The sequence below is a fragment of the Microbispora sp. GKU 823 genome (genome assembly GCF_002027145.1).
Taxonomy (GTDB): Bacteria; Actinomycetota; Actinomycetes; order Streptosporangiales; family Streptosporangiaceae; genus Microbispora; species Microbispora siamensis.
Window position 1 is genome coordinate 74,847 of the sequence record NZ_MWJN01000034.1, and the last position, 7,654, is coordinate 82,500.

The following is a 7,654-nucleotide window of genomic DNA, read 5'->3' on the forward strand; positions in this document are numbered from 1 at the left end:
TAAATCTGGAGGCCACCCACGTCAAGGGCCGCCGTGGTGCAGGGCCGTGAAGGCTCAGCGGGTGAGGGAGCGCAGCGCCCGCGCGACCCGGCGGTAGCCGCCTCGAGCCCGGATCGCGAGATGCGCGCCGAGGGCGACGGCCGGACAGCACAGCACGACCGCCAGCAGCAGGGCGGTGCCGTAGTCGTCGGGCCGCCCGGCGCTCCAGCCCCGGAACGGCAGGTAGATCGCGGCGAAGGTCAGCGGCGCCGCGACGATCGAGCTCAGTCCCCGCATACGGGAGTACGCGGCGATGGCGGCCAGTGCGACGCACCCGCCCACCACGAGGAGCGCGCCCAGGACCGTGAACGGCAGCCCGTAGATGCCCGGCGGGCCCTTCACCGCCATGTAGAGGCCCACCCAGGTGAGGAACCCGGCGGCCGAGAAGCCGAGCGGCGACCTCCGCAAGCACCCGGCGAACGCCAGCGCGGCCAGCAGCACGGTCAGCGCGGTGAGGTAGGCCGTCCCCGTCTCCGCCTCGATGCGCTCGCCCGCGTTGACGACAGGTGCGGCCGACTGCTCGGACAGGTCGTCGTATCCCCGGAAGCCGAGCCGGTGCCATCGTCCGGTGACGTCGCGCAGCGCCACGCCGTCGCGGCCGTTCGCCACGGCAACGAGGTGCCCCCGGGGCGTCGGCAGGACCGCCACGGCCGTGGACTCCGCGGTGTCGGAGCGGAGAGGGCTGCTCTCGTATCGGCGGTACAGGTAGTGCTGCCGGCCCGGTGAGACCTCCCAGGCCGTCGCCCAGGTGCGTCCTCCGTCGTCGGACTGCTCGACCTTGAGCAGAGGCGGGGCCACTCGGTAACAGCGCCTCGGCTCGCCGGGGACACAGGCTGTCGTCCGCGACGATCTTTCGGACGGCGGGCTGGTCCAGCGATGCTACGACCGGCCCTGGTCGCTCGTGGCAAGCCCGTCCACGCCGTAGCCGAGATACACGACGATCACGGCGTCGTGCGCCTCCACGTGCACGGCGGACGGAAAGGTCGGAGCCGCAGCGGTTGCGGTGACCGCGAAAACCGCCGCGGGCAGGGCGACCAGCAGCCGGGCGCGGCGCGCGGAACGGCCGGGACGGGAGGATGGCCGCACGGCGTGCCGCCGGACGATCCAGGCGAGACCGAGGGCGGGAAGGGCGAGCAGGTCGGCCGGGTCCGCGACGACGCCGGCGGAGGAGCTGACCAGCGCCCAGGCGTCGGCGGCCACGCGCGCTCCGATCGGCGTGGTCTTCACGAGGGCGAAGACCGCGCCGGTCAGCGCGATCGCCGCCAGGGCGGCCCGCCTGTCCGCCTCCCCGCGCTCCACTGCGGCGCTCCCCGAGGTGCCGCCCGGAGCGCGAGCGACGGTGCGCCGTACGGGGAGGGTCGCGGCGAACGCCAGCAGCGGCGGGGCGACCAGCATGCCCGCGACGTCGCTCAGCTTGCCGGTGACCACGCCCGGCCACAGGCGCTTGAGCAGATGGTCGTTGACGAGGAGCACGGCGATCGCGGCGAGTGTCGCCGGATGGCCGAGCCACGCTGCGGCGGTTCCAGTGCCCCGAGAGCTCACCGCCACCTCGTCTCCTCCGTCTGGCGTAGCCTACGTGGTTTGGACGATCTATACGCCGGGCCTATATGGAGACGGCATATGGCGTTCCGGGGGGAGGGTGTAGGAGTATCGCAGGGGCCTGAATCATGGGGAGGCGTTGATGTCGGTGTTGCGGGATTTGGTGGACGGCATCCGGAGCGGGGGGATCGAGGTGCTCGACCTCACCGCGCCGCTGAGCGACAAGACACCGATCCTGTTGCTGCCCGAGCCGTTCGGGCAGACGGTGCCGTTCTCGATGCAGGAGATCAGCCGGTACGACGACCGCGGCCCGGCCTGGTACTGGAACAACTTCACCACCGGCGAGCACACCGGCACGCACTTCGACGCGCCCGTCCACTGGGTCACCGGCCGCGACGGCGAGGACGTCGCGCAGGTGGCCCCCGCCAAGCTGATCGCACCCGCCGTGGTGCTCGACTTCAGCGCGCAGTCGGCCGCCGACCCCGACTTCCTGCTGGAGGTCGACCACGTCAAGGCGTGGGAGGCCGAGCACGGGCCGCTGCCCGACGGCGGCTGGTTGCTGTACCGCACCGGCTGGGACGTGCGCGCCCACGACCAGGCGGAGTTCCTCAACGCCGACGAGACGGGGCCGCACACGCCGGGCATGTCGATCGACTGCGCCCGTTACCTCGCCGAGGAGACGCCGATCACGGGCATCGGGGTGGAGACCGTCGGCACCGACGCCGGCGCGGCCCACTCCTTCGACCCCGCCTTCCCGTGCCACTCCTTCCTGCTCGGCGCGGGCAAGTACGGACTGACCCAGTTGCGCAACCTCGACCGGCTGCCGCCGACCGGCGCGGTGGTGGTCGCCGGCCCGCTGCCCATCGTCGGCGGCTCGGGCAGCCCGGTCCGCGTGCTCGCGCTGGTGGAGCGGTGAACGTCGCGGAGGCCGTCGGCGCGGCCCTCGCCGCCCTCGGCGTACGGGCGGCCTTCGGCGTCGTCGGCAGCGGCAACTTCCACGTCACCAACGCCCTCGTCGAGCACGGCGTGCGGTACGTCGCGGCGCGGCACGAGGGCGGGGCCGCCACGATGGCCGACGCCTACGCCAGGATGAGCGGCACGGTCGCCGTGCTCACCGTCCACCAGGGGCCCGGCCTGACCAACGCGCTGACCGGCGTCACCGAGGCGGCCAAGAGTCGCACCCCGCTGCTGGTGCTCGCGCCGGAGGTGACCTCGCCCACCTCCAACTTCCGTATCGACCAGACCGCGCTCGCCGAGGCCGTGGGCGCGCACTGCGCCAGGGTCGGCTCGGCCGCCACGGTCGTGGACGACACCGTGATGGCCTTCCTCGCCGCCCTGCTCGGGCGCCGGACGGTGGTGCTCAACCTGCCCCTGGACGTGCAGGCCGAGACGCTGCCCGACGAGGCCGCCGAGGCCGTACGCGAACTGCTGGCCGGCCGGGGCGGCGCGCACCGCGACGTGGCGAGCCGCGTGCCGGCGGCGTGGGGGCTGACGTTCCCCATCGAGTCCGGGGACGACGAGGAGCCGGAGGGGCTCGCGGCGGAGCCGTCCGACGAGCTGACGCGGTTCGCGCGGATGCTGGCGGAGGCGGAGCGGCCGGTCTTCGTGGCCGGACGGGGAGCCCGCGGCGCGCGGCGGGAACTGGAGGCGCTCGGCGAGCGGGTGGGGGCGCTGTTCGCCACCTCGGCGGTCGCCAAGGGCCACTTCCACGGCAGTCCGTGGGACCTCGACGTGAGCGGCGGTTTCGCCACCCCGCTCGCGGCCGAGCTGATCCGCGGTGCCGACCTCGTCGTCGGCTGGGGCTGCTCGTTCACCATGTGGACCACCCGGCACGGCGCCCTGATCGGGCCGGAGGCCAGGGTCGTCCAGGTGGACCTCGACCCCGACGCGCTCGGCGTGCATCGCGAGATCGACCTCGGCGTGGTCGGCGACGTACGCGAGACCGCGCGGGCGGTCGCCGCCCTGCTCGGCGAACCCGCGGCGCAGGGCGAGACGGGGACGCGCGGCTACCGCACTCCGGAGGTCGCCGAGCGCATCGCCCGCGAGGGGCGCTGGCGCGACGTGCCGTACGAGGACCTGAGCGCCGGAGGGCGCATCGACCCCCGCACGCTGACCATCGGGCTCGACGACCTGCTCCCGCAGGAGCGGCTGGTGGCCGTGGACTCGGGGAACTTCATGGGATATCCGTCGATGTTCCTCACGATCCCGGACGGCGGCGCGTTCTGCTTCACCCAGGCATACCAGTCGATCGGGCTCGGCCTGGCCACCGCGATCGGCGCGGCCGTCGCGCGGCCCGACCGGCTCGCGGTCGCCGCCCTCGGCGACGGCGGGGCCCTGATGGGCGTCGCCGAACTGGAGACGGTCGTGCGGCTCGGCCTGCCGATGGTGGTCGTGGTCTACGACGACGACGGATACGGCGCGGAGGTCCACCACTTCGGTCCGCACGGCTTCCCGCTCGGCACGGTCACCTTCCCGCCCGCCGACATCGCGCGGATCGCCCGGGGCTTCGGCTTCGAGGCGGTGACCGTACGGCGGGAGGAGGACCTGTCGGGGGTGGCCGAGTGGCTGAAGGGGCCGCGCGACAAACCCCTGCTCGTCCACGCGAAGGTCACCGCCGACCGCCCGTCGTGGTGGCTGGAGGAGGCATTCCGGGGTCACTGACGCGGAGCGGCGGACGCCGAGAAGAGGACCTTCGGCCCGGTAAAAGTTACGGATGAGTAGGTTACGGTTTCAGGCATGGCTGAGATCGTGTACCCGCCGGTCCTGCGGACCGCGCTGACCGCCTTCAAACTGCTCGACCTGAGGTTCCGCATGGAGGGCACGGAGCGGATACCCCGCAGCGGCGGCGCGGTCCTGGTGAGCAACCACGTCAGCTATCTCGACTTCATCTTCGCCGGCTTCGCCGCCTATCCCGCCGGGCGGCTGGTCCGGTTCATGGCGAAGAAGGAGGTCTTCGACCACCCCGTGTCGGGCCCGCTGATGCGTGGCATGCACCACATCCCGGTGGACCGGTCGGCCGGGGCGGGAGCCTACGACGCCGCCGTACGGGCCCTCAAGGACGGCGAGATCATCGGCAACTTCGCCGAGGCGACGATCAGCAGGTCGTTCACGGTCAAGGAGATCAAGAGCGGCCCGATCCGGATGGCGGCCGAGGCCGGGGTGCCCGTGATCCCGGTCGCCCTCTGGGGCGGCCAGCGGCTGTGGACCAAGGGCCGGCCCCGCAGGCTGCTGCAGCGGCATGTCCCGATCACGATCCTGGTCGGCGAGCCGATGCGGCCCGGTCCGGACGACGACATCGCCGCGCTCACCGGCGACCTGCGGCGGCGGATGACCGACCTGCTCGACGAGGCCCAGCGGACCTACCCCGACCAGCGGCGGGGCGTGTGGTGGCAGCCGCCCACCTCGGCGGCACCGCGCCCACCCCGGAGGAGGCCGCCGCGCTCGACGCCGCCGCCCGGCCACGCCGCGAGTAGGGCAGCACACGTCTGTCCGGTTCCGCAACACGGCCGTTACGCCGAAGGGTTGACCGGCGGTCAAGGGACGGGGATAACTGAGCCCGGGGGGACCCGCAACCCGTACCTTGGAGCCGTGGATGAGCATCGTGCCCCGCCCCCCGCTGGTCGGACGCGCCACTGAGCTGCGGACTCTCATCGACGCGGTGACCCGCCCGCCGGCGGTCGTGCTGGTGGAGGGCGAGGCGGGCATCGGCAAGACACGGCTCGTCCGCGCCGCGCTCGACCGCCTGCCGACCGGCGACCGCGCCGTGCTCCTCGGCTACTGCCACCAGATCCGCGAACCCTTCCCGTACGGGCCGGTCTTCGAGGCGCTGCGGGACATCAGGGGACGGCTCCCGGCGGCGCACCGGCTCAACCCGGTCACCGGCGCGCTCCGCGGCCACCTGCCCGAACTGGCCGGGGCGCTGCGCCGTCGCCGCAGCCCCTGGACGACCCGCGGGCCGAGCGCCACCGGGTGTTCCGCGCGATACGCGCCCTGCTGGCGGCCGTCGGACCGGCCGTGCTCGTCGTCGAGGACCTGCACTGGGCCGACGACGGCACGCTCGACCTGCTGCGCTTCCTGGCCGGGCAGCCGCCGCAGGGGCTCGCGGTGGTCGCGACGTGCCGCCGGGACGGCGTCGCCGGTCCGCCGCTCGGCCGGGCCTACCGGCACCAGCCGGACACGGCCAGCGTGGTCGTACGGCTGGCGCCGCTGGACGCGTCGGGCGTGGCCAGCCTGGCCGGTGCGCTGCTGGAGCGCTCCGACCTGTCTCCCGGGTTCGTCACACGGCTGCACGAGCGCACGGCGGGCATCCCGTTCGTGGTGGAGGAGCTGGTCCGATCCCTGCCCGCCTCGCCGCCCGGCGCGGACGACCCGGACGCGCTCGACCGTGCCGTCGACCGTGCCGGCGTCCCGCTGCTGCTGCGCGAGGCGATGGCCGAGCGGATGTCCTGCCTGTCCCCGGCGGCGGCGAGAGCGGTCCGGGCGGCGGCCGTGCTGCGGCTCCCCGCGGCGGAGCAACTGATCACCGCGGTCGGCGGCGACACGGCCGCGCCGAATACGGCCGGGCCGGGCTCCATCGGATCGGGCTCCGCCGGCCTGGCTGAGGCGCTGCGCGCCGGGGGTCCTGCACGAGCACCCCGGCGGCCGGTACGGCTTCCGCCACGCGCTGGCCCAGCAGGCCGTCTACGACGCCATCCCGGGCCCCGAACGCCGGTCGGCGCACGTCCGGGCGATGGCCGCGCTGGCCGCGACGGACGCGCCGCCGCTGGTGCAGCTCGCCTTCCACGCCCGGCAGGCCGGGGACACCGACGCCTGGGTGCGCCACGGGACCGCCGCCGCCCAGCAGGCCGCCGCGCTGGGGGACACCGCCCTGGCCGTCGAGGTGGTCGAGGGCATGCTCGACGACCCCGACCTGCCGGTGCGGGACCGGGGCCCGCTGGTGCTGATGCTGAGCCGCTTCGCGGCGACGGGCCTGTCGCACCAGCGGGTGGTGCGGCTGCTGCGCCAGGTGCTGCGGGGCGACTTCCTGTCGAGGGACGTGCGCGGCGAGGTGCGGCTCAACCTCGGCGTCGTCCTGTCCAACCAGGCGGGCGACGCCGCCGCGGGGCGGCCGGAGATCATGGCCGCCCTCGCCGAGCTGGACGACCGGCCGACGCTCGCCGCGCGCGGCTGGGCCAGCATGGCGATGCCCGAATGGGGCGCCGAGTCGCTGGCGGAGCACGCGGAGTGGATGGCCCGCGCCGAGGCGCTCGTGGCCACCGCCGACAACCCGGAGCTGTCTGCCGCGGTGCTGGCCAACCGGGCCTCCTTCGAGATGACGACCGGCTCTCCCGGCGCGTTCGACGTCGCCGCCCGGCTTCCGGTCGACGACCCGCGCACGGGGGTCCGGCGGGAGGTCGCCCGGGCGTACTGCAACCTCCACGACTCGGCGACCACCGTGGGGCTCTACGCGGCGGCCGAGCGGTTCGCCCGGGAAGGACGGCGGCTCGCCCTGGAGACCGGCGCGCAGTATCCCGCCTTCCTCCTCGACGCCTCCGCGATCCGCAGGGAGTGGCTCACCGGGCGGTGGGAAGGGCTGCGCGACCGGGCGGCGTCCCTGGGGGAGTCGGCCACGGAGACACCGCTGATCGCGGTGGACCTGTGGCTGGTGCTCGGGCTGCTCGCCCTGGCGACGGGCGAATGGGAGGAGGCGGTCAGCCAGTTCCACCGCGCCGGGCTGGACGCGCCGGAGGCCCGCAACGTGCCGGTCGTGACGGCCGCCGCCGGGGGGCTCGTCGACCTGCACCTCGCCCGGGGAGCGATGGACGAGGCCGTCGCGGAGGCCGGGCGGGCGGTCGCCCTGCTGCGCCGCAAGGGCGTGTGGGTGTGGGGCGCGAGCCTCGTCCCGTCGGCCGTCGCCGCGTTCGCCAGGGCAGGGCGCATGGAGACGGCGGAGGAGCTGGTGGACGAGTACGCCGCCGGGATCGCGGGCCGGGTGGCGCCCGCCGCGCACGCCGCGCTCGACGCCGCCCGCGGCGCGCTCGCCGCCGCAGGACGCGGCACGCCGACGCCGCCGCCCTCTTCGCCCGGGCCCGGGAGG

6 protein-coding genes and 3 pseudogenes are annotated in these 7,654 nt (G+C 74.7%); 6 read left to right on the forward strand and 3 right to left on the reverse strand.

The window, feature by feature from the left end:
• Nucleotides 1-54: 54 nt before the first annotated feature.
• Both B1L11_RS19625 and B1L11_RS19630 read right to left on the reverse strand, forming a co-directional pair.
• Nucleotides 55-837, reverse strand: a complete 783-nt coding sequence (locus B1L11_RS19625) for a hypothetical protein (protein ID WP_079315829.1) — start codon at nt 835-837, stop codon at nt 55-57.
• 81 nt (nt 838-918) lie between these two features.
• Nucleotides 919-1,587 (reverse strand): hypothetical protein, encoded by a 669-nt coding sequence (locus B1L11_RS19630; RefSeq protein WP_079315830.1) that lies wholly within the window; start codon nt 1,585-1,587, stop codon nt 919-921.
• Nucleotides 1,588-1,720: 133 nt separating this feature from the next.
• On the opposite strand from B1L11_RS19630, the gene B1L11_RS19635 reads away from it, so the two are divergent.
• From B1L11_RS19635 to B1L11_RS54980, 5 genes and pseudogenes are all read left to right on the forward strand, one after another.
• Nucleotides 1,721-2,494, forward strand: coding sequence for a cyclase family protein (locus B1L11_RS19635; protein ID WP_079315831.1), 774 nt, complete (start codon nt 1,721-1,723; stop codon nt 2,492-2,494).
• Nucleotides 2,491-4,239, forward strand: coding sequence for a thiamine pyrophosphate-binding protein (locus tag B1L11_RS19640; protein ID WP_079315832.1), 1,749 nt, complete (start codon nt 2,491-2,493; stop codon nt 4,237-4,239). The genes B1L11_RS19635 and B1L11_RS19640 overlap by 4 nt, the downstream gene beginning before the upstream one ends.
• A gap of 75 nt (nt 4,240-4,314) precedes the next feature.
• Nucleotides 4,315-5,214, forward strand: coding sequence for a 1-acyl-sn-glycerol-3-phosphate acyltransferase (locus tag B1L11_RS19645; RefSeq protein ID WP_256862707.1), 900 nt, complete (start codon nt 4,315-4,317; stop codon nt 5,212-5,214).
• Nucleotides 5,171-5,383: pseudogene (locus B1L11_RS51315) on the forward strand (AAA family ATPase); the annotation flags it as partial. The gene B1L11_RS19645 and the pseudogene B1L11_RS51315, both read left to right, overlap by 44 nt.
• Before the next feature lie 164 nt (nt 5,384-5,547).
• A pseudogene (locus B1L11_RS54980) lies at nt 5,548-5,616 on the forward strand (hypothetical protein); the annotation flags it as partial.
• A gap of 119 nt (nt 5,617-5,735) precedes the next feature.
• On the opposite strand, the gene B1L11_RS51325 reads toward B1L11_RS54980, so the two are convergent.
• Complete coding sequence (locus B1L11_RS51325) at nt 5,736-6,152, reverse strand: hypothetical protein (RefSeq protein ID WP_256862711.1); 417 nt, start codon at nt 6,150-6,152, stop codon at nt 5,736-5,738.
• 155 nt (nt 6,153-6,307) lie between these two features.
• Between B1L11_RS51325 and B1L11_RS51330 the strand changes: the two are divergent.
• A pseudogene (locus tag B1L11_RS51330) lies at nt 6,308-7,654 on the forward strand (LuxR family transcriptional regulator); the annotation flags it as partial.

Excerpts from the sequence above, each read along its gene's own strand:
- B1L11_RS19645 (WP_256862707.1), top strand. The coding sequence starts at position 4,315 with ATGGCTGAGATCGTGTACCCGCCGGTCCTGCGGACCGCGCTGACCGCC.
- B1L11_RS51325 (WP_256862711.1), bottom strand. The coding sequence starts at position 6,152 with ATGGAGCCCGGCCCGGCCGTATTCGGCGCGGCCGTGTCGCCGCCGACC.
- B1L11_RS19635 (WP_079315831.1), top strand. The coding sequence starts at position 1,721 with ATGTCGGTGTTGCGGGATTTGGTGGACGGCATCCGGAGCGGGGGGATC.